This is a genomic window from Acaryochloris marina MBIC11017, from assembly GCF_000018105.1.
GTDB lineage: Bacteria > Cyanobacteriota > Cyanobacteriia > Thermosynechococcales > Thermosynechococcaceae > Acaryochloris > Acaryochloris marina.
Genome location: NC_009925.1, coordinates 1,474,750 through 1,500,597 on the forward strand (window position 1 = coordinate 1,474,750; position 25,848 = coordinate 1,500,597).

Annotated in this window: 19 protein-coding genes, 2 tRNA genes and 1 pseudogene; 15 read left to right on the plus strand and 7 right to left on the minus strand. The window is 46.8% G+C overall.

Features of this window, described 5'->3' with window-relative positions; all coding sequences use genetic code 11:
- The first annotated feature begins 12 nt into the window (after nucleotides 1-12).
- Nucleotides 13-819, plus strand: a pseudogene (locus AM1_RS06640) (IS5 family transposase).
- A gap of 85 nt (nucleotides 820-904) precedes the next feature.
- Here AM1_RS06640 and AM1_RS06645 read toward each other — a convergent pair.
- Together AM1_RS06645 and upp are read right to left on the minus strand one after the other, a co-directional pair.
- The gene (locus AM1_RS06645) at nucleotides 905-1,180 is read right to left on the minus strand and encodes a YggT family protein (protein WP_012162044.1); all 276 of its coding nucleotides are present in this window, start codon (nucleotides 1,178-1,180) and stop codon (nucleotides 905-907) included.
- 160 nt (nucleotides 1,181-1,340) lie between these two features.
- Nucleotides 1,341-1,994, minus strand: coding sequence for a uracil phosphoribosyltransferase (gene upp, locus AM1_RS06650; protein WP_012162045.1), 654 nt, complete (start codon nucleotides 1,992-1,994; stop codon nucleotides 1,341-1,343).
- Nucleotides 1,995-2,309: 315 nt separating this feature from the next.
- Here upp and crtH point away from each other — a divergent pair, with 315 nt between their 5' ends.
- From crtH to AM1_RS06670, 4 genes are all read left to right on the plus strand, one after another.
- Nucleotides 2,310-3,830, plus strand: a complete 1,521-nt coding sequence (gene crtH, locus AM1_RS06655; protein ID WP_012162046.1) for a carotenoid isomerase — start codon at nucleotides 2,310-2,312, stop codon at nucleotides 3,828-3,830.
- 98 nt (nucleotides 3,831-3,928) lie between these two features.
- A tRNA-Leu gene (locus AM1_RS06660) sits at nucleotides 3,929-4,012 on the plus strand.
- A gap of 13 nt (nucleotides 4,013-4,025) precedes the next feature.
- On the plus strand, nucleotides 4,026-4,811 hold the full coding sequence (locus AM1_RS06665; RefSeq protein ID WP_012162047.1) for a TrmH family RNA methyltransferase: 786 nt from the start codon (nucleotides 4,026-4,028) through the stop codon (nucleotides 4,809-4,811).
- Nucleotides 4,812-4,901: 90 nt separating this feature from the next.
- A complete protein-coding gene (locus AM1_RS06670) occupies nucleotides 4,902-5,360 on the plus strand; it encodes a hypothetical protein (RefSeq protein WP_010478080.1) in 459 nt (152 codons plus the stop codon).
- A 231-nt stretch (nucleotides 5,361-5,591) separates the two neighbouring features.
- On the opposite strand, the gene AM1_RS06675 is transcribed toward AM1_RS06670, so the two are convergent.
- Nucleotides 5,592-6,803: a hypothetical protein gene (locus AM1_RS06675; protein ID WP_012162048.1), complete on the minus strand. Its 1,212-nt coding sequence runs from the start codon at nucleotides 6,801-6,803 to the stop codon at nucleotides 5,592-5,594.
- 662 nt (nucleotides 6,804-7,465) lie between these two features.
- Between AM1_RS06675 and glnA the strand changes: the two genes are divergently transcribed.
- The 7 genes from glnA to AM1_RS06710 all read left to right on the plus strand — a co-directional run bounded on the left by glnA (nucleotide 7,466) and on the right by AM1_RS06710 (nucleotide 17,331).
- A complete protein-coding gene (glnA, locus tag AM1_RS06680; RefSeq protein ID WP_012162050.1) occupies nucleotides 7,466-8,887 on the plus strand; it encodes a type I glutamate--ammonia ligase in 1,422 nt (473 codons plus the stop codon).
- Nucleotides 8,888-9,407: 520 nt separating this feature from the next.
- A complete protein-coding gene (locus AM1_RS06685) occupies nucleotides 9,408-10,286 on the plus strand; it encodes a pentapeptide repeat-containing protein (RefSeq protein WP_012162051.1) in 879 nt (292 codons plus the stop codon).
- 273 nt (nucleotides 10,287-10,559) lie between these two features.
- Nucleotides 10,560-13,349, plus strand: a complete 2,790-nt coding sequence (locus AM1_RS06690; RefSeq protein ID WP_012162052.1) for a GAF domain-containing hybrid sensor histidine kinase/response regulator — start codon at nucleotides 10,560-10,562, stop codon at nucleotides 13,347-13,349.
- 445 nt (nucleotides 13,350-13,794) lie between these two features.
- The gene (locus AM1_RS06695) at nucleotides 13,795-15,435 is read left to right on the plus strand and encodes a response regulator (RefSeq protein ID WP_012162053.1); all 1,641 of its coding nucleotides are present in this window, start codon (nucleotides 13,795-13,797) and stop codon (nucleotides 15,433-15,435) included.
- Nucleotides 15,436-15,455: 20 nt separating this feature from the next.
- Nucleotides 15,456-16,133, plus strand: a complete 678-nt coding sequence (locus tag AM1_RS06700; protein WP_012162054.1) for a response regulator transcription factor — start codon at nucleotides 15,456-15,458, stop codon at nucleotides 16,131-16,133.
- Between the two features lie 129 nt (nucleotides 16,134-16,262).
- Nucleotides 16,263-16,940, plus strand: coding sequence for a hypothetical protein (locus tag AM1_RS06705; RefSeq protein WP_012162055.1), 678 nt, complete (start codon nucleotides 16,263-16,265; stop codon nucleotides 16,938-16,940).
- 22 nt (nucleotides 16,941-16,962) lie between these two features.
- The gene (locus tag AM1_RS06710) at nucleotides 16,963-17,331 is read left to right on the plus strand and encodes a hypothetical protein (RefSeq protein ID WP_012162056.1); all 369 of its coding nucleotides are present in this window, start codon (nucleotides 16,963-16,965) and stop codon (nucleotides 17,329-17,331) included.
- A gap of 16 nt (nucleotides 17,332-17,347) precedes the next feature.
- Here the strand turns inward: AM1_RS06710 and mgtE are convergent, their stop codons facing one another.
- Nucleotides 17,348-18,790: a magnesium transporter gene (gene mgtE, locus AM1_RS06715; protein ID WP_012162057.1), complete on the minus strand. Its 1,443-nt coding sequence runs from the start codon at nucleotides 18,788-18,790 to the stop codon at nucleotides 17,348-17,350.
- Between the two features lie 280 nt (nucleotides 18,791-19,070).
- On the opposite strand from mgtE, the gene AM1_RS06720 reads away from it, so the two are divergent.
- Both AM1_RS06720 and fba read left to right on the plus strand, forming a co-directional pair.
- Nucleotides 19,071-19,142: transfer RNA gene (locus AM1_RS06720), tRNA-Lys, on the plus strand.
- 140 nt (nucleotides 19,143-19,282) lie between these two features.
- Complete coding sequence (fba, locus tag AM1_RS06725; RefSeq protein WP_010478097.1) at nucleotides 19,283-20,362, plus strand: class II fructose-bisphosphate aldolase; 1,080 nt, start codon at nucleotides 19,283-19,285, stop codon at nucleotides 20,360-20,362.
- A 206-nt stretch (nucleotides 20,363-20,568) separates the two neighbouring features.
- Here fba and AM1_RS06730 read toward each other — a convergent pair whose 3' ends face one another.
- The 3 genes from AM1_RS06730 to gshA form a co-directional block, all read right to left on the minus strand.
- A complete protein-coding gene (locus AM1_RS06730; RefSeq protein ID WP_238549182.1) occupies nucleotides 20,569-22,347 on the minus strand; it encodes a LysM peptidoglycan-binding domain-containing M23 family metallopeptidase in 1,779 nt (592 codons plus the stop codon).
- Between the two features lie 648 nt (nucleotides 22,348-22,995).
- Nucleotides 22,996-23,457 carry a tRNA (cytidine(34)-2'-O)-methyltransferase gene (locus AM1_RS06735; RefSeq protein WP_012162060.1) on the minus strand — a complete coding sequence of 154 codons (462 nt, stop codon included), beginning with the start codon at nucleotides 23,455-23,457 and terminating at the stop codon, nucleotides 22,996-22,998.
- Nucleotides 23,458-23,483: 26 nt separating this feature from the next.
- Nucleotides 23,484-24,629 (minus strand): glutamate--cysteine ligase, encoded by a 1,146-nt coding sequence (gene gshA / locus AM1_RS06740; RefSeq protein WP_012162061.1) that lies wholly within the window; start codon nucleotides 24,627-24,629, stop codon nucleotides 23,484-23,486.
- 328 nt (nucleotides 24,630-24,957) lie between these two features.
- Between gshA and AM1_RS39685 the strand changes: the two genes are divergently transcribed.
- Nucleotides 24,958-25,802, plus strand: a protein-coding gene (locus AM1_RS39685; RefSeq protein WP_076611323.1) for an IS1-like element ISAcma3 family transposase whose coding sequence is annotated in 2 segments (ribosomal slippage) — nucleotides 24,958-25,314 and nucleotides 25,317-25,802 — 843 coding nt in all. Because the reading frame shifts where the segments join, the coding sequence is not laid out codon by codon here.
- Nucleotides 25,803-25,848 lie beyond the last annotated feature (46 nt).

Sequence of the window (25,848 nt, forward strand, 5' to 3'; positions counted from 1 at the left end):
ACAGCCCAACAGCTGAGTGCAAAGGACTTTAAGCGACGAACTGGAGTCTACAAACAAACCTTTAAACGCATGCTCCACGCATGGCATACCCATCATCTAGGTCGCTCAAATGCAGGGCGTCCTCCAAAGTTGTGTCGCCCTGATCAACTATTGGTGGCTCTTCAATATTGGCGGGAATATCGGACTTATTTCCATATTGCTGGAGATTGGGAAGTCTCTGAATCAACTGTCTGCCGTATTGTCCACCAGGTCGAAACCGCTCTGATGAACTCAGGACTCTTTCGCTTACCTGGTCAGAAATCTCTGCTACAAGGGTTTGAGCGACCGGATGTCGTTGTGATGGATGTGACTGAAACGCCCATTGAACGTCCCCAGAAAAGACAAAAAGCGTATTATTCAGGGAAAAAAAGAGACATACCCTCAAATGCCAGATTATCGCTGACCGCAACACTTTAGAGATTATCTGTCTGAGCTTTGGCCCAGGCCGTCGGCATGATTTTCAGATCTTCAAGGTTTCAGGTATCCATATCCATCCAAATACCGAGAGTCTGCAAGATAGCGGATATCAAGGGATTGCAGCCTACCACGCCAACAGCTATGTTCCTTTCAAGAAGTCACAACACAGTGAACTGACTTCCCTGCAGCGAGAGTATAACCGTGCTCTGAGTCAAGAACGAATGGGCATTGAACACATTAAATCGCAGCCTGAAGATTTTCAGAATTCTGTCGGAGCGCTACCGTAATCGTCGTCGTCGCTACACGCTGCGGTGTAACTTGATTGCAGCTCTCTATAACCATGAACTATCTTTGGCTGCTTAAGGGATGGAAAACAGCAATACCACATCGTCAAATGAATATTGCAAGAGGTCTAATGAGAAGACTGACGAGCCTATAGCCGTTATTTCTAAACGGCGATTCCAGTCACAGCCTGCTGTAGGAACTGTAAAAGGAAAATAGCCAGAATCGGTGAAAAGTCGATGCCACCTAGAGGAGGAATGATGGAACGAAAAATATTGAGATAGGGATCAGTAAGCTGACTCAAAACCGAAAAGGGTGCACTACTCCAATCAATATTGGGGAACCAGCTTAGCAAAATCCGAATGATTAATAGAGCGAAGTAAATTTGTAAAAATGTTGCAAGACTGCTAGCAATTAATGCTGTGATTTCGGTTGCTGCCATGGTGATGTATATGGGATTAGTCGTACAAGTAGATCAATACTGATATCCATCAGTTTAGCGGATGTTTTGTAGTCAGGGTATACGGTGAGATTGTGAGATTGCCGTTCAAGAGGATCGGCAATCCACCACCATGGGGATAGCCGACATCATCTAAATTCACCTAAACAGTTTCAAAAGCGCGATCGCCCGCATCTCCTAACCCAGGAACAATGAACCCTTGTTCATTCAAGCCTTCATCAATCGTCGCAGTATAGATTTGTAAACTCGGGTAGTTTTCACCCAATTCCTTCAGCGCTGGGGGCGCTGCCACGACTGAGATAATCCGAACCAACTCTGGATTGGCTTGGCGTTGGGTAAGTTCCTGCATGGTGGTCATAATCGACCCGCCCGTGGCTAGCATCGGTTCTGTGATCAAGATGCGAGTTTGGGGCAGAAACTGATCTGGAAGTTTATTCAAATAACAGTGAGGTTGCAGGGTTTCTTCATCGCGCGCTAAACCCAAGTGGTAGGTGGCGGCTCTAGGGATGACACTTTGTGCGCCTTCTAGCAAGGTCAGTCCAGCTCTGAGAATCGGTACCACTGCAACGGGTAGTTCAGGATTGATCACAGCAGCGGCAGCAGGACCTAAAGGTGTCTCAACTGTTGTTTCTACTAAAGGGAACCATTCCCGCATGGCTTCGTAAGTCAGCCATCGACCTAGCTCCGTCATCGCCGTCCGAAACATTACCCCTGGTGTATTCCGATCGCGGGCCACCGCCAACCAATGCTTAATTAAAGGATGAGGAGGAACATATACCCGAAGTTGAAGCGCCATATGGTTACTGAAGCAGGTTAGGAGCAAAGCAGTTCGTTCTTGAACCTGACCTATCATACGCCGTTTAATCCCTTGCCATCGGTGTCGAAACACAGACACCCAAAATTTTATTGAGAATTAATTGCAATTAGTCGACAACTGATCTATATTTATTCATGTGTTCTCCTCTCAGAGGATTCGGCAGGTGGGGCCAAGGCGTTAGCGCAGCTTGGTTCCATTTTTTTTGAGGGGTTAGGTCTACAACAGCAGTAAAGGCTGATTCGTTTCTCTTTCAAGCAGGATAATAAAAGAGAAACGTCCTACTAGCCCTTGCCCATGCCATCCTCTTTAGACAGCGGTCCTGATCAGACAATTAATTATGATGCCATCGTCATTGGCTCAGGGATTGGAGGGTTGGTAACGGCGACTCAACTCGCAGCGAAAGGGGCCAACGTATTGGTTTTGGAACGTTATCTCATTCCAGGCGGAAGCGCAGGGTACTTTGAGCGCAGTGGCTATCGGTTTGATGTTGGGGCTTCCATGATTTTTGGGTTTGGTGATCGGGGTACGACCAATCTGTTAACCCGCGCTTTAGCAGCCGTTGACCAGCACCTTGAGACCTTTCCCGATCCCGTCCAAATTCACTACCATCTCCCTCAGAACTTAGACCTCAAGGTGCATAGAGACTATGAGAAGTTTTTGCAAGAACTGATTTCACTTTTTCCCTATGAGCGCCGTGGCATCCGCCAGTTTTACGACACCTGTTGGCAAATCTTTAATAGCCTTAACAGTATGGAGTTGCTGTCTCTAGAGGAATTGGGCTATTTAGCCCGGTCTTTTTGGCAGCATCCGGGCAGTTGTTTTCGGCTATTGCAGTATTTACCCCGCAATGTCGGGGACTATGCTCGGCGATATATCAAAGACCCTATTCTTCTCAAGTTTATTGATATGGAGTGCTATTGCTGGTCGGTGGTACCAGCCGCCCAAACGCCCATGATCAATGCTGGGATGGTCTTTTCCGATCGCCATTATGGCGGGGTGAATTATCCCAAAGGTGGGGTGGGTCAAATTGCCCTCAAGTTAGTGGAAGGACTAGAAGCTTCCGGGAGTCAGATTCGCTATCGGTCCCGGGTCAATAAAATTGTCTTGGAGCAGGGAACAGCCGTTGGAGTTCAGCTAGCAACGGGAGAAACCTATCGCGGCCAGCAGATTATTTCTAACGCCACTCGCTGGGACACGTTTGGCCATTTAGTCGATGAAGTTCCGCCAGCAGAAGCCAAATGGCGACAACGCTACACCAAGTCTCCTAGCTTTTTAAGTCTGCATTTGGGGGTGAAAGCAGAAGCACTCCCTACAAACCTAGATTGTCATCATATTTTGTTGAATAACTGGGATGAGATAGCTGAACCTGGCGCAACGGTGTTTGTGTCCATTCCCACACTGCTCGACCCCTCGTTAGCCCCACCTGGGCATCATATTGTCCATGCCTTTACACCAAGTTGGGTTAAGGATTGGCAGGTGCGATCGCAAACCCAATACAATGCCCAAAAACAAGCGGCAGCCCAAAAACTGATTAGCCGATTGCAGCAAATTATCCCCAACTTGGACCAGCATATTCACCATATGGAAGTGGGCACGCCCCGCACCCACCGCCGCTTTCTCGGGCGTCAGGATGGCACCTATGGTCCTATCCCTAGCCGCCAGCTTTGGGGTTTAGTGGGTATGCCTTTTAACCGCACTGCCATTCCTGGTCTGTATTGTGTCGGCGATAGTACCTTTCCTGGCCAAGGGCTAAATGCGGTCGCTTTTTCGGGGTTTGCCTGTGCTCACCGAGTCGCCAAAGATTTGAAGCTATGACTTGACCTGATCCGCTTTATCCAGGATTTCACACGATTAGAGTTGACGGATTGCCGTAATGTGTTGAATGATAGTGAATCGCAGTTAATGCACAGCCAGCGGAACTGGCGGAATTGGTAGACGCGCTAGGTTCAGGTCCTAGTGTCTGCAAAGACATCCGGGTTCAAGTCCCGGGTTCCGCATCTTTTACACCCTATGATTACCAGCTTGCAAAATCCGCTGATTAAACAAATGCGGAAGTTGCAGCAGGTCAAACATCGCCGTCAGCAAGGCAAGCTGCTGCTCGAAGGCACCCATTTACTCCAGTCTGCCTGGGAGCAAAATTGGTCCTTTGAGATTGTTTGCTATACAGATAGATGGCAAGCCAAATATCCCCAGATATGGCAGCAAATTCAAGACCGAACGACTCGGTTGGAGCGGGTCAGCCCAGAGGTCTTGCAAGCCACTGCGACAACCGTGCATCCTGATGGCGTGGTAGCAGTCATTAGTCGGCCAGCAACACCATCGTTACCGATTCAGACTTTAGGACTAGCCCTAGAAACCATTCAAGATCCGGGCAATCTTGGGACCTTAATTCGGACCTCTGTGGCGACTCAGGTGGAAGGGCTGCTGCTCAATCAACAGTGTGCAGATCTAGAAAGTCCCAAAGTCTTGAGGGCTTCGGCTGGAGCCTGGTTTCATCTTCCCCAGCGGGCAACGGATAAATTCGTCACCGTATTACAAACGTATAAACAGCAGGGCATGCAGCTTATTGCCACGGTTCCCGATGCATCCCACACCTTTTGGCAGGTTGATTATCGCCAACCCACCCTGATCTTGATTGGCAATGAAGGAGCAGGTTTATCCCAGCCTGTGTTGGATTTGGCCGATCACCAGGTCAATATTCCCATTGCCCCAGGGGTGGAGTCGTTGAATGCTGCGATCGCAGCCGCGCTTCTCCTCTACGAAGTCCGTCGGCAGCGTGATGGCAAACCCGCTTGATTACGTTCAATAACATCCAATGGATTCCGCCCCAGAAGCCCATAGAATAAAACTACCTAGTAAAGCTGCTGCAATTTTTAAAAATTTTCTATGACCACTGAAACGTCCTCTGCCAATGAAGTTGCTGCTGATGATTATGTTGTCATCGGTCTAGCGACCTGCTTTGTCAAAAAAGATAATAAGCTGCATCCAGTCAAAATCGTAGAGCCGATTCCTTCTGCCGCTCTAGAAGCGATTCTCAAAGGGATTCCCACCTCCTACGAAATGGCAGTTGCAACCACAGTGGGGGCAGTTTGGTCTAATGAAACACCTCAAGCTCCTTCAGGATTTCCGGCTGAAGCCCAATTCTGTGATGAGTTTTCTTTCCGCCTCCAAGCCACAGCCCGCAGTTATCGATCACGCCCCGTTGCCAAAGAGCACCTAGCGCCGGGAGCCCTAAAAACAGACTTCAACTTCTCGACAGAGCGGAAGCGCATGCTCAATGCAGATCGCACGGTCAGTACCGAAGACAATGTCAAACAGCATTCCCATACCCATAAGGTCCTCTAGTCCACATTAATACTCTAGGGTGGGGAGTCAGCCAAATCCCTTCATGGCTGGCTCCCCACTCGCGCAGCCGCTCACAAACAGGTTCAGTCCATGAACCTAGCCTTCAGTCAGGATAGTGCTGAGATGGATAAAGCCCTGTGGACTCAATATGCAGGGGTAAGTCATCATTCAATCTTTCCAGACGCTATTGGCTAAAAACTTGGCACCATAATCTTTAGAAACGTCACCAGCTTAGGGTAATTCTGTCTTTAAAACCTCAATAGGAAGCTTGTTTTGGCCGCATTGCAGAGCGGGTGGGTGAAAGTTAAACTGCTTAAATGCTTCATAGTAACTGAGAATATTTTGGATACTGGGCTCCCCAATCGTTGTGGGTAGCTCATTTTTCAGAGAGAGTAATAAACCTTCAGCAAGACAAGACCAAGCTGTACTAGATAGACCATGCTCATCCTGTTCAGCAAAATCAAATGGAAAGCGTGATAAGTACCCAATGCTATGGCAATCAATCAGGCCTGCCTCACATGGGGCAAGATCATGATAAGTCCGACATCTGTTCCATGCCTTTTCACGATCCCAACAGTAGGGCTGGCTATCATCGATCAAAATGGTTCCGGGGGCAACGTGATCTATCTCAATCACATGCCAAGAACTCACAGCCGTGACTAAGAATTTGCAGTCATAACAAGAACTATGGGGGGGTACTTCTCCCCTTGGTGTCGTTAATTCAAAAGATATCTTCGTCTTTTCTGCATTTTTTTGTAGAGACTTACAAAGGGTATTCAAGTGCTCTGCCCGAGAAGGCTTGTCTACCAGAATGAGTTCTCTCGGCACGAGGGGTTGCTGGAGTAAAAGTCGGGCAAATGCCCCGCCCACACTACCGGCACCAAGAACGACCATTTTCGAGGTTGAGACGTCTATCGCCAGATCATGAATCGATCTTAAGTAGGTTTCTAAGACAGAAATGGAAGTCACCGAGTGCCCCGTGGTTAACGTAATGCCCAGTTCCTGGGCCAGTGCTGCTAACTTTCTACCATAGAGGGAAAGAGACCCCGTGAGTCCACCTAAACAAACAAAACGTGCACCCGATTGAGCAGCAAGCCTAAGCCCATCTTGTAAGATTTTACGACTGCCTGAGCGAGTGGATGGATGAATAATATCTTGGGCATATACTGGCAAAAAGAGAATACCCACTCGCACTGATCTGGTTTCCAACACCTCACCAAATGCTGGCTTGAGATGCTTGGTTAAAGAGGCCCGTTCATGGTGCTCTAAGTTTTTGCTCCAAGGAAACATGCGAGGTAAATCATCTTCATCCCTAGGATGTGTAATCAGAACCACATCAAAATCGGCATCTTTCTGGTGGGACTTACAACTTTCTAACCAATCAAAGTAGGCATCGGGGCCTATCCATGAGCAAAGGCTGTGTGATTGAGTTTTGGCTTGCATCGTAGCTGATCGTGGTATGAATGACTAAATGATTTACCCTGCCTTCCAAAGTCAAAATGACGCTCTGGATAACCAAGGATTTCATCGGCAATTTTGCAATCGCCCACTATCGGCTATTGTTCTTGAGCTAGCTGATTGAGGCCTGATACCTACCTAATTTTTGCCTGAGTATGTCATGAATACAGGGATACAAAGGATTCATCATGTCACTCTAACCATGGGCTGCCGATGATACAAGTATTGGAGCCTTCTGAAATATCCCTGCACTTTAATGAGGAGAAACTCAGTGGTGTTAGCCTGCGATACTCTCCGACCGGCCTTTGGTCATCGCAAGCTACTAATCTGATTTCAGGTAAAGCGGGTTTAAAAGCTTTCCGGAGAACTTAAACAGGCTCAACAAGAAAATTAAAGCAAGACTTTAGAAACTCACAAGCGTTATCCAATAATAATTTCAGGACTTGATACTCCAGGAAATAGAGGGGGTAAAAAAAACTGTATTTTCTGATACAAAATCTCTGTGATCCAGTCTCTTAGGATATTAGGCTAAATCCTTAGCTTGACTCACCCTGAGCATTTTTGTTTGACCGCTGTTTATGAGCTTGGTAACGTTTCTACCCCAGGGAATGCACTTGAGCTTGCTATTTACTGTTAAGGAGTAATTCATGGCCCAATCCCCCCAGGACATTCTGAATTGGATTAAAAACGACAATATTCAAGTCGTTGATCTTAAATTCATTGATATGCCAGGTATTTGGCAGCATCTGACCCTTTATCAGGATCAAATTGACGAAAGTAGCTTCACCGATGGTGTTGCATTTGACGGTTCTAGTATCCGGGGTTGGAAAGCCATCAACGAATCGGATATGGCTATGGTGCCTGATCCCAATACGGCTTGGATCGATCCGTTTATGGAAGAGCCTACGCTCAGTATGATCTGTAGTATCCAAGAACCCCGTACGGGCCAGCCCTACGAGCGATGCCCTCGCTCCATTGCCCAAAAAGCCTTAGATTATCTCGCAAGCACAGGAATTGGCGATACCGCATTCTTTGGCCCTGAAGCTGAATTTTTTATTTTCGAAGATGTTCGCTTTGACCAAACTGAAAATTCTGCCTATTACTATGTAGATACCAAAGAAGGTCGTTGGAACTCTGGCGCAGTCGAAGAAGGCGGCAACTTGGGCTACAAGCCCCGCTATAAAGAAGGCTATTTCCCTGTTTCTCCCACCGATACGCTGCAAGACATGCGGACGGAGATGCTGTTGACCATGGCCAAATGTGGGGTACCCATCGAAAAGCATCACCATGAAGTTGCCACGGGTGGCCAATGCGAATTAGGCATCAAGTTTGCTCCCATTATTGAGTCTGGCGATAACTTGATGATCTATAAGTATTGCGTCAAGAACGTTGCCAAAAAATACGGCAAATCAGCGACCTTTATGCCCAAGCCCTTGTTCAACGACAATGGGTCGGGAATGCATACTCACCAGTCTATTTGGAAAGCTGGGCAGCCTCTATTCTGGGGAGATGGCTATGCCAATCTGAGCCAGACAGCGTTGCATTACATTGGCGGTATCCTTAAGCATGCCCCGGCATTATTGGCCCTCACCAACCCCACCACCAACTCTTATAAGCGTTTGGTTCCGGGCTTTGAGGCTCCCGTTAACCTGGCCTACTCTCAAGGTAACCGCTCTGCATCCATTCGGATTCCGCTTTCTGGTCCTAATCCCAAAGCAAAGCGTCTAGAATTTCGTTGTCCTGATGCTACTTGTAATCCATATCTCGCCTTTGCTGCGATGCTCTGTGCCGGGATTGACGGGATTAAAAATCAAATTGATCCAGGCAGCTCTTTGGATGTTGATATTTATGATCTCAGTCCTGAAGAACTCGCCAAGATTCCTTCTACCCCCGGTTCCTTACTAGAAGCCTTAGAAGCATTGCAAAATGATCACAACTTCTTAGTCGACTCAGGTGTCTTTACCAAGGACTTCGTTGAGAACTGGATTGAGTACAAACTCGACAATGAGGTTAACCCCATGCGGTTGCGCCCTCATCCCTATGAATTGTCCTTGTACTACGATGTCTAGGACAGGTGTTCTAGGCTAGAGTCAAAGCGATTTACAACAAAAGCTGCCTGTACAGGCAGCTTTTGTTGTAAAAAGCGATCAAAAATATAGATTCCTTTACACTTAACTTAATATAAATTTCATTATTGTAGACTTCGAAAGTGATTGATCTTGATTGGCAGGCTAGATAGCGGTCGCTGACCTACTTTTCTTTGTTCTCTAAATCACAATCTAGTTTGAAAACGATGACCTAATGGTAGGTTATCGTTTTTTAGTAAGGTGATTTGAGGTGGAAATCAATGTATTGAGGCACTACCAAAAACTTGGTAGACAATAAAACATGCTATCTTGTCCGAAATCATAATCAAGTTCAGCATGCCAAGAACTAGGGGAGTAGTTTAGCATCAGCAACTTGGTTTTATTCCTAGACATCCATTCAACACAGATGATGTCATTATTTTCTAGTGAAGTAAAAGCCTTCTCTATAGATAGACGGGGATGTTTCACGCGTTAGAAAAATGAGTGCAATTGTGCCAACCCTATGAATCTCAAATCCTTAAACCAAGTATCAGATGCTAGCCAGGCCCCTCAAGACGATGGGCCAACAACAAAAACTCCTCTCTCAGGTCATCAAGACCAATTATTACAGCTGGCTCAACAGCGTAACCTGGAAGCTCTGACAACACTCATCGATCAGAAGCTAGCAGATCAGGTCGTGAAGGTCGCTGAAATTGAGTTTAAAAATGATTTGCTACAGCTCAGTGTAGAGTCCTCTGAAGTTCCTGAACAGTCCGTGACTGTACCTCTGATACGAGATTTTTTGAGTCAATTACGATTGCCTGAAGTAACAGCAGTGACCATTTATGGCCAAAAATTGGGTCAAGAGCTGCCGTTTTGGATGGAAGAGGTAGCTTTGGATTTGCTGATTCTGGATACGCAAGCCTTAATGCCTCAAACTATGGCTGCAGGAAGTGCTGAAGTTACAGATGAAGAGCCCTCCCCTTTACCTGAGGCAGCACCATTACCCAGTGAAACTGCCCTGGATATAACAGCAAAGTATGAAGCAGGTGAACGCAATTTTGCCCGAATCAATCTCAAGGATGAGGCATTGCCGGGTATTAATCTGACCTTAGCGGACTTACAAGAAGCTAATTTTGTATGGTGCAATCTAAGGGAATCGAGTTTAAGCCATGCCAACCTTACGAGTGCCCAGTTGCGTCATGCAGATTTAACAAATGCCAATCTGCAGGGTGCAAAGTTACAGGGAACGGATTTGCAAGGGGCCAAGCTACAAGGGGCCAACTTAAGCTGGGCTGTTTTACGAGGCACCAACTTAACCGATGCAGATCTAACGGATGTTAATTTGCAAAATGCCACCCTAGAGCGTGTGATTATGCCCGATGGCACTATGCTTGATTAGATTATTTTGGGGCTTTACCCCCTTGTTTCTTAATAGCTATTACTCAATTTATAGGGATCTTGGATTTTCATTTATCAATGAAATTTCAGGTACCCGACAAGTGAATTATTTCTAGGGATAGTATAAATTCTTATCAATATACGATCTCAATAAAACTCAAGTCTGAAAATATTGTTTTCAAATAGAGATAAGTATCTCAAAAGTTTTTGGGCATTATTTTCTATAGAGATCTATTACCTGCCTAGCATTATCTTGCAGGTGGAGTCATTTTGCATGATTATTCCTGAAACTGAACCTCCTCACCTCCCTAGCTCTTCCCAACAACCGACGATAGAACCATTGAATGTAGAAGATAGTGACCTTACCCCACCAACTGCGGCCCAACTCAAAATGCAATTACAACAAGCCATTTTGTTGGGAGATGTCACCAATGAAATTCGCCAAAGCCTGGATACAACTACTATTTTCCAAATCGCGGTTGACAAAGTTCAAACTTTACTACAAGTTGATCGAGTCGCTATCTTTCAGTTCGATTCAGCCACAGACTATAAACAGGGCGTTTTTGTCGCCGAGAAGGTTATTCCTATCTATTACTCTGCCGTGGCTGCACGGGTTCAAGATGATAGTTTTGGTGAAAATTATGCGACCAAATATCAATTGGGGCGGGTATTTGCAGTAGCCGATGTCTACGATGCTGGACTCAGTGACTGTCATATCCAGATTTATGAACGCTTTCAGGTCCGAGCAACATTAGTAGTCCCACTGCTTCAAGGAGAAAAATTATGGGGGCTGTTATGTATTCATCAATGCTCACGACCCCGGGCATGGAAATCTGCAGAAATTGAGTTCATCAAAAAGTTAGCCGATCAGCTCAGTGTGGCCCTTAAACAAGCAGAGCTACATGAACAAGCTTTAGAAAAATCTCAGCAGCTACAAAGTGCTCTCAATCAAGTGAAAGCTCAAAAGGAGCGGGAGGCATGGCTCGCACAGTATGAGCGGAACTTCACCCAAATTATTCAAAATATTCACCAAAATCTAGATATTGAGGATATTTTTAAGGCTACGACTCGGGATATTCGACAGTTTCTAAAATGCGATCGCGTTGCGGTCTACACCTATTGCCCTGAGGGGACTGGGGAGCTGCTTTTAGAATCCTCAGAGTCACACCTGTCCCCCCTATCCGGAAGTCAGGGGGCTAGTATCTGGCAAGACATTTACTTCAACGCCACTCAAGGGAGAGCCAGAGACTACATCCCCCTAGTGACGGATATTGATCAGCAACACCACCCAGACGGACATTTAGTCTTACTAGAGCAATTCCAGATTCGTGCCTATCTACTCGTTCCCGTATTTATTGGTGACCGATTTTGGGGATTGCTCGTCACATGCCAGCAAAATCCACACCAATGGGACGATATTGAACAGAGTCTGCTACGGCGAGTTAGAGACCAATTAGGCGTTGCCTTACAACATGCAGAACTCATGCATCAACTCCAACGGTCCAAGGAAAAGGCAGAAGCAGCAAACCGAGCCAAAAGTGCTTTTTTAGCCAATATGAGCCATGAATTACGGACCCCTCTCAATGCCATCTTGGGATTTAGCCAGCTGCTCAATCGGGATAAAAATCTCACCCCAAAGCAAAAACAAACCCTTACTTCAATTAATCGCAGTGGTTCTCATTTATTGAATCTCATTAACGATGTCTTGGAAATGTCCAAAATTGAGGCTGGTCGGGTTTCACTCAATTTCAAGAACTGTGACTTGATGAGTTTATTGGATTCTATTCAAGAAATGTTTTTGCTCAAGGTGGAATCAAAGGGGCTGAAATTATTGGTTGATAAAGCCCTTGATTTACCACCCTACATTCGAACCGATGAAAGTCGGCTTAGACAAGTCTTGATCAATGTATTGACGAATGCCCTCAAGTTCACTGAACAGGGTAGCGTGGCCCTTAAGGTGTATACCCAACCTCTAAGATCACCTAATTTAGTCCCCACCCATGACGATGGCAACGCTGTGACAGAAGAACACCAACCCAATATCTACCTCTGCATTGATGTGGAAGATACGGGAGTAGGTATTTCTGCATCTGAAATGGGCAACCTGTTTGAAACCTTTACCCAAGCCTCAGCAGGGCGGAACTCTACAGAAGGAGCCGGGCTAGGCTTGGCCATCTGCCAGCATTGTATCGAGCTAATGGGCGGCAACATCCTGATTGATAGCAAGGAGGGACAAGGAACCACGGTCCAGATCAAGGTACCCGTTATGGCGACCCAGACAAAGTCGGTGGATCACCTCGATGTTCCCATGGTGCAGACCCTAGCGCCCGGACACCCCCACATTCGCATGCTAGTCGTCGAAGACAATCCAGAGAATGCTCAGATTGTCATTGATTTAATGACTTCTGTCGGGTTTGAAGTGCAGTCGGTGGTCAATGGACAACAAGCGGTTGCCTGCTGGCAAACCTGGCAGCCCCACGTCATTTTGATGGATTGGCAGATGCCCGTTATGAATGGCTATGAAGCAACGCAAACCATTCGCACCTTAGAAAGCCAGGCCGGATCTACTATCCATCTCCAGGGATCTCAAGATTCAAGTAACAGCCCATCGGTCCTCTTCCCCCTCAACAATACGATTATTATTGCCCTCACAGCTAGCGTTTTTGAAGATACAAAGCAAGAATGTTTTAAGGCAGGTTGTGATGATTTTTTGCGCAAGCCATACCAACAAAGTGTTCTTTTTGAGATGCTAGCTCAGCATCTCAATCTCCAATATGTATATGATGAGTGTCCTCAAAATATCAATTTTTTACATTCATCGAGTCCTCAGAATATGCACCAAGGAGGTATTGAATACCAATTATCCCAACTTCCTAAACCGTGGTTAGCTAAACTGCACCAAGCGGCGATTGAACTCGATGAAGAGCAGATGAGTCAGCAGTTTGTAGAGATTACGTCTGACTACCCTTATTTATCCACTCATTTAACGAAATTATTCCAAAATCTGCAGTTTGACCACATCGTAAACCTTACTCAAGCAGCCCTTCAAATCAAAAAACGGTAATGTCATTCGACCATAATTCTATGCAGATCAAGCTAGAAACTCTCAAACATTTTTTGTTTTTATTTTTTCTTCATGGATTTTATTCTTTTATCTACTCAACAAAAGCCATTCCATGCATAAAATAGCCTTATCTAAAGTATTTTTAATTACATAAATACATACAAAACTCTATTTCAAAAACTCCCTTGTATCCGCAATTTTGAATCAAAGAACACGCCTCATTTCTTTTTTTAGCCTCTATCCTAGCCCCAGAGAGGAATACTCTCCACGAAAGAAATCCTAGTAAAGATACGGAGGAATATCTACATAAACTTTTTTAAGATCAAGGCAGCATTAGCTAACCTTTGAAAGGATCGAAACTAGTTTGTCCCTTTAGCAGTGCAAGTATCCCTTTTATTGCCAACAATATGGGAGACCCAAACTTAAATAGATTAAATCACGAACAATGAAAAATAGCACTGCGAATATTTTGATTGTTGATGACAACGTGGACAACCTAAATGTCTTAGCTGGAATGTTAGCAGAACAAAACTATAAGGTCAGACGAGCCATTAATGGATCAATTGCACTCAGAGCAATCAAAGCGTCGATTCCTGATCTAATTTTGCTAGATATTGTGTTACCAGATATGACTGGATATGATATTTGCACCCAATTAAAACAGCATCCAAGCACCCAGGACATCCCGGTGATTTTCATTAGTTCCCTCAATGACACCGAGGACAAAGTGAAGGCCTTTGCGGTAGGCGGCGTGGATTATGTGTCTAAACCCTTCGAAATGGCTGAAGTTTGCGCTCGGATCCGCAATCAGCTAGAAATTCAGTTCGCAAAGGCAGAAATCGAATCCCTCAATGCCGAGTTGGAGCAGCGCGTTCAAGAACGAACCGCTGAACTAACTGCCGTTACTGTAACCCTAGAGAAACAGATCCAGGAACGCCAAAAAGCCGAACAGGCCTTGCGACACAGTGAAAGTCGCTTCCGGGCAATGATTGAAAATGCGTCTGATCTCATCCTTTTACTCGATCCACAAGGGATAGTTCATTACTCTAGCCCCTCTGTGGAAAGGAATTTGGGATATCTCCCCACCGATCTGCAGGGGCAGTCCTTAGTCCATTTACTCCATCCCCAGGATCAGTCTAGTATTACCCAATTATTAGCCGAGGTACTGGCAACGCCAAGCAAAGTTGCCGTTCCCCTAGAAATTCGGTGGCAGCATCAAGCGGGACACTGGTGCACACTAGAAGCGATGGCCCAACAGTTTTCTGATACCACCGGATTTTCCGGCATTGTGGTCAATGCTAGAGATATTACCGAACGACAAAAAATGGAGGCGATGCAACGAGCCTTAGAACAGGAACAAGAGTTAAGTGAGCTGAAACTCCGCTTTTTCTCCATGGCATCCCATGAGTTTCGGACGCCCCTAAGTGTCATTCTGATGGCAGCTCAGATTCTTGGAAGCTCGGAGTCCCAGAGCCTAGACAACAAACAACAGCGGAATATTGAGCGTATCCATACGAGCGCGCAATATTTGAAAAAGATGCTAGCAGATATCTTAGATATTGCTCGGTTAGAAGCACAAAAAAGGGAGTTCAATCCGCGACCTGTTTGCGTGAAAACGATGTGCGATCGCATCCTGGATACTCAGCAAACCTCCCATGGGGGAATTCCCAGAATTCGCTGTGCCTATACGGGGTTATCTGCGGAAATAGCCCTAGATCCGGATCTGTTCCAGTCTATTCTGAACAATCTGCTTGCCAATGCCCTTAAGTATTCAGCCCCAGAACAGTTGGTGCAGGTCAAATTAACGCAAGAGTTAGACCAAATTGAATTAATGATCATCGATCAAGGCATTGGGATTCCCAAGGCTAGTCAATCCCAATTATTTGAAGCCTTTCATCGGGGGGATAATGTGGGTGAGATCGAAGGATCAGGTTTGGGATTGGCCATCGTCAAAAAATGTGTTGATCTCCATGGTGGCCATCTGTCATTTGTGAGTGAGGCTTCTGGTACCACCTTTACGGTACGATTGCCGATCCAGACCAATCGACACCAGGCTGATCCACTCATTAGACAGACCGTAGCTTAGGCAGTAATGGTAGGGGGGACATGAGACTTTTACTGGTAGAAGATGACTACCCACTGGCAGCCGTTTTTGCGGAAGCCCTGGAAGATTCTGGCTATATCGTCGATGTCGTCCATGATGGAGAAGCCGGTTGGTATCAAGCAACGGAATCAGAATATGGCATTATTCTGCTAGATTGCATGCTGCCAAAGCTTGATGGTTTGGGGCTATGCCAGCGATTACGTGCCCATGGCTACACCATTCCCATCTTGATGATGACGGCCCGAGATGCCAGTACAGATAAAGTTCTGGGTTTAGATGCAGGGGCTGACGACTATCTGGTTAAGCCCGTCGATTTACCAGAGTTGTTAGCTCGGATACGTGCCGTCCTCAGGCGAGGCACAGCAACCCCTTCCCCCTTGTTATATTGGGGCGATCTCTGTCTCCATCCCTTAAACCACGAAGTGACCTATGCCAGTCACCCCGTTAAGTTAACCCCCACTGAATTTTCACTCCTAGAACTGTTCCTGCGCAGTGGATTACGGGTACTTAGCCGCAAAATTATTATTAGCCATCTTTGGGATTTAGAAGATCCGCCTGGGGAAGAAACCGTTAAAGCCCACATCAAAGGGTTGCGGCAAAAACTGACAGAAGCCGGCGCACCTAAGACGTTCATCGAAACAATTCGGGGGGTTGGCTACCGGATGCAGCCGATTCCGTAAATCTTCCCGCTTTCTTCCCGCTTTCTCCCTTTTCTCTTTACTCTCTCCAAATATATTGAGACTAGGTCACACCAAAGTGGCTTTTCGTTTCACCACGCACAGAAATCTGCTGGCCTTATAGGGGGAATTATGACATCAACTACTTTTCAAGTATCGGACTCAACGAATGTCTCGATTGCACAACCGGATTTATATGTATCACTTTTAAATAAAAGTTTCCTATTTTCCTCAGCTGGAACCCAGGAAGATTATGCCCATCAATTATTAGAGCTTAATGGCCTTGCTTGTCAGCTCAATCAGCTGCTCCAGCAAGCTCCCGAGCATCATTGTGCTCAAAGTGCCGTGGGAGTCGTTATTCCCAGTGGCTTAACGGCCAAAGAAGCCTATCAATTGGGTAAAGAACTCGGCCAACAGGAATATCAACATTTTGTCGCCTTAGCCTCTACACCCCAGCGATACCTGTTACCCGAGCAATTACTCGTGCTGATTGACTGGTGGTCCCAATCTTACTTATCCCATTATGGTCAATTACTGATTGACGCAACCCGCTCATCCGATACCTATATTTATTTAGAGGTGTTGAGCACCTCCCATATCAGCCTCAAGCAGGACGAGCATCATCCCGATTGCGCCTTCTATGGGGGGCTAATTGCAGGCTTCTTTAGTGGCTTAGTGGACCGTGATTTTGAGGTCATTGAGCCAGATTGGTGGCAAGCAAAAGGCAAACGCTGTCATTTTCTAATGGCCCCTCAATCAGAGCTGGATGCCCAATTCTTTTGGCAAACCGTTGATACATTATCAGCCTAGGGTTGCGGAAAGGAGGATGACCATGATGACAACCTATTCTAAACCCGCTACGCCAGAGCGCATCAGCAATGAAGTCACCACCACAACCTGTTATTACATTCGCAAGCTGCTCGCGACCTATTCAGGTGAACTACAGTCTTTTATTGCTGAAGGAGCAGGCCTGATTGCCGATGCGAAATCCGATCTCAATCATGTTTTGGAAAGCTTATATTTAGACGAACCTGACATCAGCGTGATGGCTCGGGAGCTGGAGGTTTTGGCCCAACTACATCGGAGTTTAAGTGGCCAGGTTAAAGATAGTATCAGTATCCCAGGGCAACTAGCAGAAGTAGAACGGCGGATTTTCTGGATTCTAGGTCTCAAGAGAATCGATCCTTCTGGGAAGGGTTAAGCCATCCCTTGACAGCTTAAATTCTCGTCAATATAAATCGAGCGACTGCAAAGTAGATAAACACCCCTAACACATCGACTGCAGTGGTAATAAACGGTGCTGACATCAGTGCCGGGTCAAACCCAATCGCCCTAAACACAAAGGGAAGGGCTGATCCGGCCACAGAAGCCAAAATGGAGATAGCGATTAAACTGATACCAACTGCGATCGCAACCGCTAAACTGCCCTGGAGAAAATACGCCCAAATCACCACAATCACCCCCAGCATCACGCCCAATATGGCACCAGCAAAAGCTTCTCGCTGAATCACCCATAAGGGATGATTGGCCTGGGGCTGATCGACATTTAGACTGCGAATAACCACCGTTGAGGACTGGGCACCGACATTACCTCCCGTCCCAATTAATAGTGGAATAAAACTAGACAAAGCCACAACCTTCTTGAGCATATCTTCCTGGCTATGAATCACGGCGGTTGTACCCGTATTGGTCAACAGCAAGACCAACAGCCACACCACCCTTCTACGGGCAACCGTGAGTAAATTCGTCTGAAAATAGTCATCTCCTCCGGATTGCACCCCGCCCATGCGGTAGATATCTTCGGTGGTTTCTTCCTCGAAAATATCGATTACATCATCAACGGTGACAATACCCACTAGGCGTTCTTCTCGATCCACGACCGGCATTGCCAGAAAATCGTACCGTTGAATCGTCCGAGCCACCTCTTCCTGGTCCGTATCCGTACTGACAGACACCACATCTCGGGTCATAATTTCGCCAATGGTCTGCTCTGGCTGGGCCGTCACCAAATCTCGCAAGGAGATAATACCTGTCAAGTGGCGGGCAATATCGACCACATACAGGTAATAAACCGTTTCGGTGAAACGCGCCAAACTCCGAATTCGTTCCAATGCCTGAAAGACATTTAAGTTCTCTTTTAAGGACACATATTCCGGCGTCATAATCCGCCCCGCCGTGCCTGCCTCGTATCCCAACAACAAGGCAGTGGCCTGCCGCTCAATCAGGCTAAGCTGTCCCAGTAGGCGGCTCACGACCTTCGCCGGCAGTTCATCAAACAAGCGAGCCCGATCATCCGGGGACATCTTATCGACAATATCTAAGACCTCTTGCCGTTTAAACTCTTCAATTAAAGATTGCTGAACATTGGAATTCAAATTCTCATAGACTTCAATCGCTTCATCTTTGGATAACAAGCGAAAGGCAATAGCCTGCTTAGCCTCCGGGAGTTCTTCAATCGCTTCCGCAATATCTGCCGGCTGCACCGGAACCAGCAAGGCTTTTGCACCTTGTAAATTCCCCTGCTCTAACAGCATCAGCAGTTGAGATCGCACCAGCTCCCGCAATTCCTTGCGGGAAATTACTTGTAATCTGGAATCAGCATTTTCAGTCAAGCCAGATCCTCTTAGATATACGCCTTGTAGTGCTGGCAATCCAATCATTAGGCAGCCACGGCGAAAGTGACCCCCTACTTCACAGGTTCTAAAATATAGGTCTACTCAAACACTGCCAGCCCTTAGTTTACGCTATTGTGAGAGCGACTGTGGGAAATGCTGATGCGGGAGTCACTACCGCGATCCTTTCTTCACTTTTACAGGCCCACTCAGACTTAAATCGTTATCTGCAGGTGATAGATAAAGACTGCAATCTGTCTCCCGCTGCGCAACTCATCCAAAGTTATGTTAGGGTGGGTTCCTATGTTAGAATACATGGGCCTCAGAGGGGTCGCTAACTCAACGGTAGAGTACTCGGCTTTTAACCGATTAGTTCCGGGTTCGAATCCCGGGCGACCCATTTTTTTGGATTCAACACCCCATACTTGAGATTAAGCTACCGGAGAACCCGCTAGACAGGGTAGGATATCTAAAGATTAGCGTAAGAATTCGGCGCAGTTTTCGCTTTTTATCGACGACAAACATTTAGGAGGATCAACTATGGCGCTTGTACCAATGCGGCTTTTGCTCGATCATGCCGCCGAAAACGGCTACGGCATTCCGGCATACAACGTGAACAATATGGAGCAAATCATCTCCATTATGCAAGCTGCAGATGAGGCAGATAGCCCCGTCATTTTGCAAGCTTCTCGTGGTGCCCGTAGCTATGCGGGTGAGCATTTTCTCCGCCACCTAATTACAGCTGCGGTTGAGTCCTACCCTCATATCCCCATCGCGATGCACCAAGACCATGGCAATAGCCCTTCCACATGCTATTCCGCCATGAAGAATGGGTTTACCAGCGTCATGATGGATGGTTCCTTGGAAGCAGATGCTAAGACCCCTGCAAGCTTTGAGTACAACGTTGATGTGACTCGTAAAGTTGTACAAGTCGCTCATGCCATTGGCGTCAGCGTTGAAGGTGAGCTAGGTTGCTTAGGTTCCTTGGAAACGGGTCAAGGTGACAAGGAAGATGGTCATGGTTTTGAAGGGACCCTCAGCCGCGACCAGCTCCTGACTGACCCTGACGAAGCTGTTGAGTTTGTTGAGCAGACTCAAGTGGATGCCCTAGCCGTTGCCATTGGCACTAGCCACGGTGCTTATAAGTTTTCTCGTAAGCCCACTGGTGAGATTCTAGCCATTAGCCGCATTGAAGAGATTCATAGCCGCTTACCCAACACTCACTTGGTCATGCACGGGTCCTCTTCTGTACCCCAAGAGTGGATCGACATGATCAACGCTCATGGCGGCAAAATTCCTGAAACCTATGGTGTTCCTGTAGAGGAAATCCAAAAGGGAATCAAGAGCGGTGTTCGCAAGGTCAATATTGATACTGACAATCGTTTAGCGATTACAGCCGCTATTCGGGAAGCAGCATCTAAAGATCCTAGCAACTTTGACCCCCGTCATTTCTTGAAGCCTTCTATCAAGTACATGAAGCAAGTTTGCCTAGCTCGTTATGAGTCTTTTGGCACTTCTGGAAATGCCAGCAAGATTAAGCAACAGCCCCTAGACATTTTTGCCATTAAATATGCCAAGGGTGAGTTGGATGCAACGACTAAGAAAACCGTAACTGCCTAAATCAGTAGTGCAAATTTAGGTGGTGCGATCACACCACCTAAATTTGTCGTTAACGGCATTCCCACTCTCAGCATTGCTAGTCTGCTTAAGGGGAAATGTTTTAGGTAGAAGTGAAGACTGACTTAATCCAATTCCAAAGAACAACGAAAAGGCCATGAATATATTCATGGCCTTTTCGTTGTTCTTTGAGTATTCTATGAATGCCTTTAGAGCTTTCTAAGGAAGGGAACCGGGTTAATCGCACCTTTACCCGCAGGATGGAGTTCGAAGTGGGTGTGAGGCCCAGTACTGAGTCCAGTGCTCCCCATCTCAGCAATCTGTTGGCCTTGGTAAACAGATTGTCCGACGCGGGTTTTAATACGGTGGTTATGGGCATATAAGGTCAAGCTACCATCTGGGTGACGGATCTCAACTAAATTGCCATATCCCCAGCGATTCCAGCCCGCAGTGGTCACAATGCCAGGGGCAGATGCTATAACCGGTGTACCCACAGGGGCAGCAATATCGATACCCCGATGGGGTCGTCCCCAACGCCAGCCGAACCCAGAAGTCAGAATGCCTTTAGCAGGCCACAAATACTTTTGGGGGCCCGGCAGCATTTGGCTAGGGAGGTAACGATCAACGGAAGAGAGAGGTGGTAACTCTAAACTCGGAACCTGAGGCAACAGATTACGAGTGGCGATCTTCGTCGCATCACTATTTAACTTCGTACTGGGGGCGGACTGAATCGGTAGAATGGCGACCGGCGGAGAAGTTTTAGTTGAGAGAGACTTGGTATCATCCTGGGTTGCTTTAGGCTCCTTGGATGTTTCAACCGGTGTCTTTTCCCCTTCCCCTAACACATCACTAGGCTTCGTCTTTGTCTCAGAATCGTTAAGAGCAACAATGTCCTCAACTGTTGTTAACGACAAGGCAAGGGATTGATGGGCAGGAATGCGAAGCTTCGTTGTGGGGCCAATAGAAGCTGGATCACTAATGCGATTCGCCTTCGTAATTTCCTTCGCCGAAACCTGGTAAAGGCGAGAGATATCGTCTAGCGTCTCCCCCGGTTTGACCTGATGAACTATCGCTCCAGAGTCGATGAGGGCTGAATTTTGCTCGTTCGGAATGATCGTTTGAGACAAATCGATATCGGGGAGGACAGCCAGGGAGGTAGAGTCCACTGATTTGACAGCAGTCGTTTCCTCAGGGCTATCTTTCTCAGACGTTGAGACATCCAGAGATTCAATCCCTTGGGGGTTGCCCTCAAGGGTGGCAGACAAGTCTAAGGGATTGTTAATAGAGGCTGAACTCAACTCAACATCAGACTGTTGGGATTGAGGCAGAAGCTCATCTAAATCAAGTAGGGGTTGGCTAGGTAACTCAGCCAACAGGATAGGCTCCACCTCTAGGATGGCTGATGTGCTGAGTTCTAAACTCTCTTCAATATTGTCAAGGTCGAGAATATCGATGGCTTCTAGCAGATTTTTAGAGGTCAAGGGAGTCATCAGCTCGTCAGCCAACTCTTGAGACACTCCAACCAAGGTACTTTGCGTGAAAGAAACGCCTGCCTTAGACACTAGTGATTTAGAAGATCTTTCAGACTCCAGAGGTGCAGATTTAAGGGCCAGAGAACCAACCGGTTTAGTAGTCAGCAATGTAGTGGGCTTAGACCCTAGAGTCGGCTCAGAGGCAATGAGTGCAGATGAGCGCTGCACAATCCGCTGTTGAAATAGCCTAGAGGACTGGGTGAGGTTCTGGTTTGAATAGGTCGATAATTTATATCGAGGAGAACCGATCAGATCTGGCAACTGCACAGATGTAGAGGTGGATAGCTTTTGATGAGCCGGAGAAACGGCAGCTACAGCCGTCTGCCCAGTTGTTAGTCCGCCGATGGCACTGACCGTGATCATGAAACCTAGAACACTGACAGAACGAGTTCGACGAAGGAGAGTTGATACCCCTGACGAAGTGATATCAATCTTCTGCGGAATTTCTCGTTTCAATGAGGACCTCCTAGATGCGTAATGTGTCTCTGAATGATTCAGAAATGGAACTGTGTGTATAACTGCGTTTGAGAGCTGGAATATAAGCTTTTAATTATCTCATAACATTGTTCTTAATGTTTGAGTGATCGACTCGTATAGAGAATCATATTAGGTAAAAATACCTTGCTTCTCTAAAATAAACAAGTTCCAAGCCGGCGCAGGCTAAACATGCTTGAATTAGAACCCTGGTCACGGATAGCAAACAGTATTCACAAATACCTTTACCCAGAGTGTTCTGAAGAAGCCTCTCACATGATTCACAATGACGAAGTGAATCAGAGCAGCGGTATAGCTCTGGATGGAGTGGCTTTCATTAATCTGCCCAGGAGCTTACTCGTATATCCTGCGTGATCCTACTGAATTCTTAAATAAAACCATCTAGGGATAGGTTATGCCTCCGTAAAAACACATAGAAGCGCCAGCAGACTGCCGGAAATCAGTGGAGTTTGAAGTCTAGATATAGATATTTATTTAAACTAAACTGATGCATTAAAAATACTTATTTGTCTATGGAGAAAAATATTCCATCTATCCTAATCTATCTATTTGAATCTGCCAAAATTAGGGGCGGTACTGTGCAGATTCACCTCATTTCAAGCCTGAGGGTTAAGTCATTAATGCAAGCTGTCTACGAGCTTCAAATAGTCCAACAGCAGCACTGACAGACAGGTTCAAACTTCTAACCTGCTCATGGGCCATCGGGATACGAAGCACCGCAGAGCTATCTTGCAGAATATCTGGGGGTAAACCACTGGATTCACTCCCAAAGATCAGCCAATCATCCTCGCAGAATTGGAATTGCAAGTAGCTATGGGTTCCAGATTTGCTGAAGCTAACGGAACGTCCACCTTGTTGCTGACGCACCTGCTCAAAGGCAGCCCAAGAAGCATGGGTTTGGAGTTTTACAAAGGGCCAGTAGTCTAGTCCTGCCCGCTTTAAATACCGATTGGATATTTCAAACCCTAAAGGCTCAACCAAATGCAGCTCGGTTTGCGTTGCCGCACAGGTCCGAGCAATATTACCTGTGTTGGGAGGGATCTCAGGATAAACAAGGACAACCCGGAGCATGGCTTAGACGTTGGCTGGTGGACTTTTTATACCGCTACAGGCTCACATAATTTGTTGCGCAGATCAATCTCTGTTTGGGCCATGTTTGCGATCGCATCCTGCATCACAGACCGAATCGACTGCCCCTGTTGATGTTGTCTCAACCACTGTTGAGCCTCATTCCCTTGGTCCAAAATCTGGTGAATTGGCGACAGAAAACAGCTAAATCCTGATTGTTTCGCCGTCGGCCATACTTCGGTATACAGCTCTTCAATCCAGTCTCGGGCCAGAATTTTGCGGCCATCTTGCCAATGGGTCAATTCCGCATCCAAACTATGGGTAGCAGCAGCGATCTCATTGGCATCTGCTAGAGCAACCAGGTGTTCAGAATCAGTCTTGAAGTTGCTACCCACCAAAGGATCAAGCTGGGGATCATCGAGCAGCTGGAGGATTCGGGCTTCTAGCAACGCCGTAATCGCTAATAAATGGATGGGATGAGTGACGAGATCGCAAATTCTCAACTCCAAGCGATTCAAATCATAGGGACGACGATTGCCGTTGGGGCGAACCGAACTCCACAAGTGGCGCACATTTTGCATCGTGCCCTGTAAGAGCTGTGACTCGGTCCAATCAATAAAATGCTGATGACTGGTAAACAGGGGCACCTGGGCTGGGGTTTTGGGGAAGACTGCCCAACGAGACGAATGATGGCCCGTCACCTGCTCCCCTAAAAAGGGAGAAGAGGCACTTAAGGCCAAAAATAGTGGGGCTTCCATCCGAACTAGGCGACATGCCTGGAAGAGCTGCTCAATGTCAGGAATACCAATATTGATATGAATACTGGCCGTCACAACACTCGTACCGTAGGTCTGCTCAATATAGGAATGGTATGGATTCTTGGGATCAGACCGATAAAAATGCTGATGATCTGACAGGGCCAGGGTACTGCCTGGAATCAGGGTGTAGTCTCCCAGGGTTCGCACATATTCGCGAAGCTGGAGACGAGGTTTGAGCAGATCACAAAGCAGAGGATCATAATGATGGGCTGGGGCAGTCGTATATTCGACATTACGACTGTCAGGTTCTCGAACAAACCCATCTAAATCGGCAACAATTCGGTCGGACAGGCCAACAATCTCACCTGAGGGTTTCCCAGTATACAGTTCTACCTCGAACCCTTTAGAAAGCACCATGCATATCCCTCGCTCTTGTCAAACAGATTATAGACAGCAGATCTGAATAGACCCTTAGAAAGAGTTAGTAAATTTTATGAGGGCAAACCAAGGTTGAGTGCACACCTAAAAATCGAACACGATCAATCAATAGGTGTACTGCTAGCAATGATGTCGCTCACTCGGCAGATCGTTGTTCACATTCTGACATATTTCGGTGCAGGTGTTGGGTAGAGTCCCTACTCCCGCAGGCCTCCAGCCAAGCCAAAACAAGCATGAGGACCACAAATGCCAATCATTGGTCGTGCATCAAAGAAGTGTGGGTTTGTTAAACCGATAGGGAGTCGAGTTGTTTTATTTCCTCATGCAATGTCCTCTATGTGGTCATCCTAAAACCCACAAACATGGCAAGACCAGCAAAGGCAGTCAACGTTACCGTTGCCCCCACTGTCAACAGACCTTTAGTGAGACCTTTGACACCCTGTGTTATCGCCGTCAGATCTCTCCTGAAACGATCCAGACCATCCTTCAAGCTCATGTTGAAGGGAGTAGTCTACGAGGACTCTCTCGCATCACGGGTGTAGCGTATAACACTTGTGTGAGTGTGGTTCGTTCAGCGAGTCATAAATCCCAAATGATTCACAATGGGGAAGTTCAGGCCGTTGCGACCGACGTCATTAATGCAGATGAGTTGTGGTCCTTTGTCAAAAAAAGCAAAAGCACTGTGAGCCGAAGGAGTTGAGGGTAGGCGACTGCTGGATAGCATTGAGTCTTGCGAAAGAGAGTGGTCTCGTGCTCAGTGGCCGTATTGGCAAACATACCGACGAGCTAGCTCAAGAATTGATTGAAAATACTGAGGGCAAAACCGCCTGTCATCATTGGCAAACGGATGGTTGGGAAGGGTACGCACGACAATTACCCGATGAGGTCGTCCATGAAGTGAGTAAAGCCCTGACCCAACGCTTAGAGCGGACCAATGGCATCGTGCGTCAGCAGACCGGGCGTTGGCATCGACGACAGAATAAATTTGGCAAAGTCTGGCAACAGAGTGCGATGACTTTAAGATTGGTGCTGAGCTATTTCAACTGGATTTGGTGCCACTCTCGATTCAAGAACACGGCTGCCCAACGAGCTGGATTGACGGAGCGTCCTTGGAGATGGCAAGACTTAGCTTCCTATCCCACACTTTGTTGATGCACAATCCAATCATTACCGTTTAGAAAAACTAATTATGGAGTGC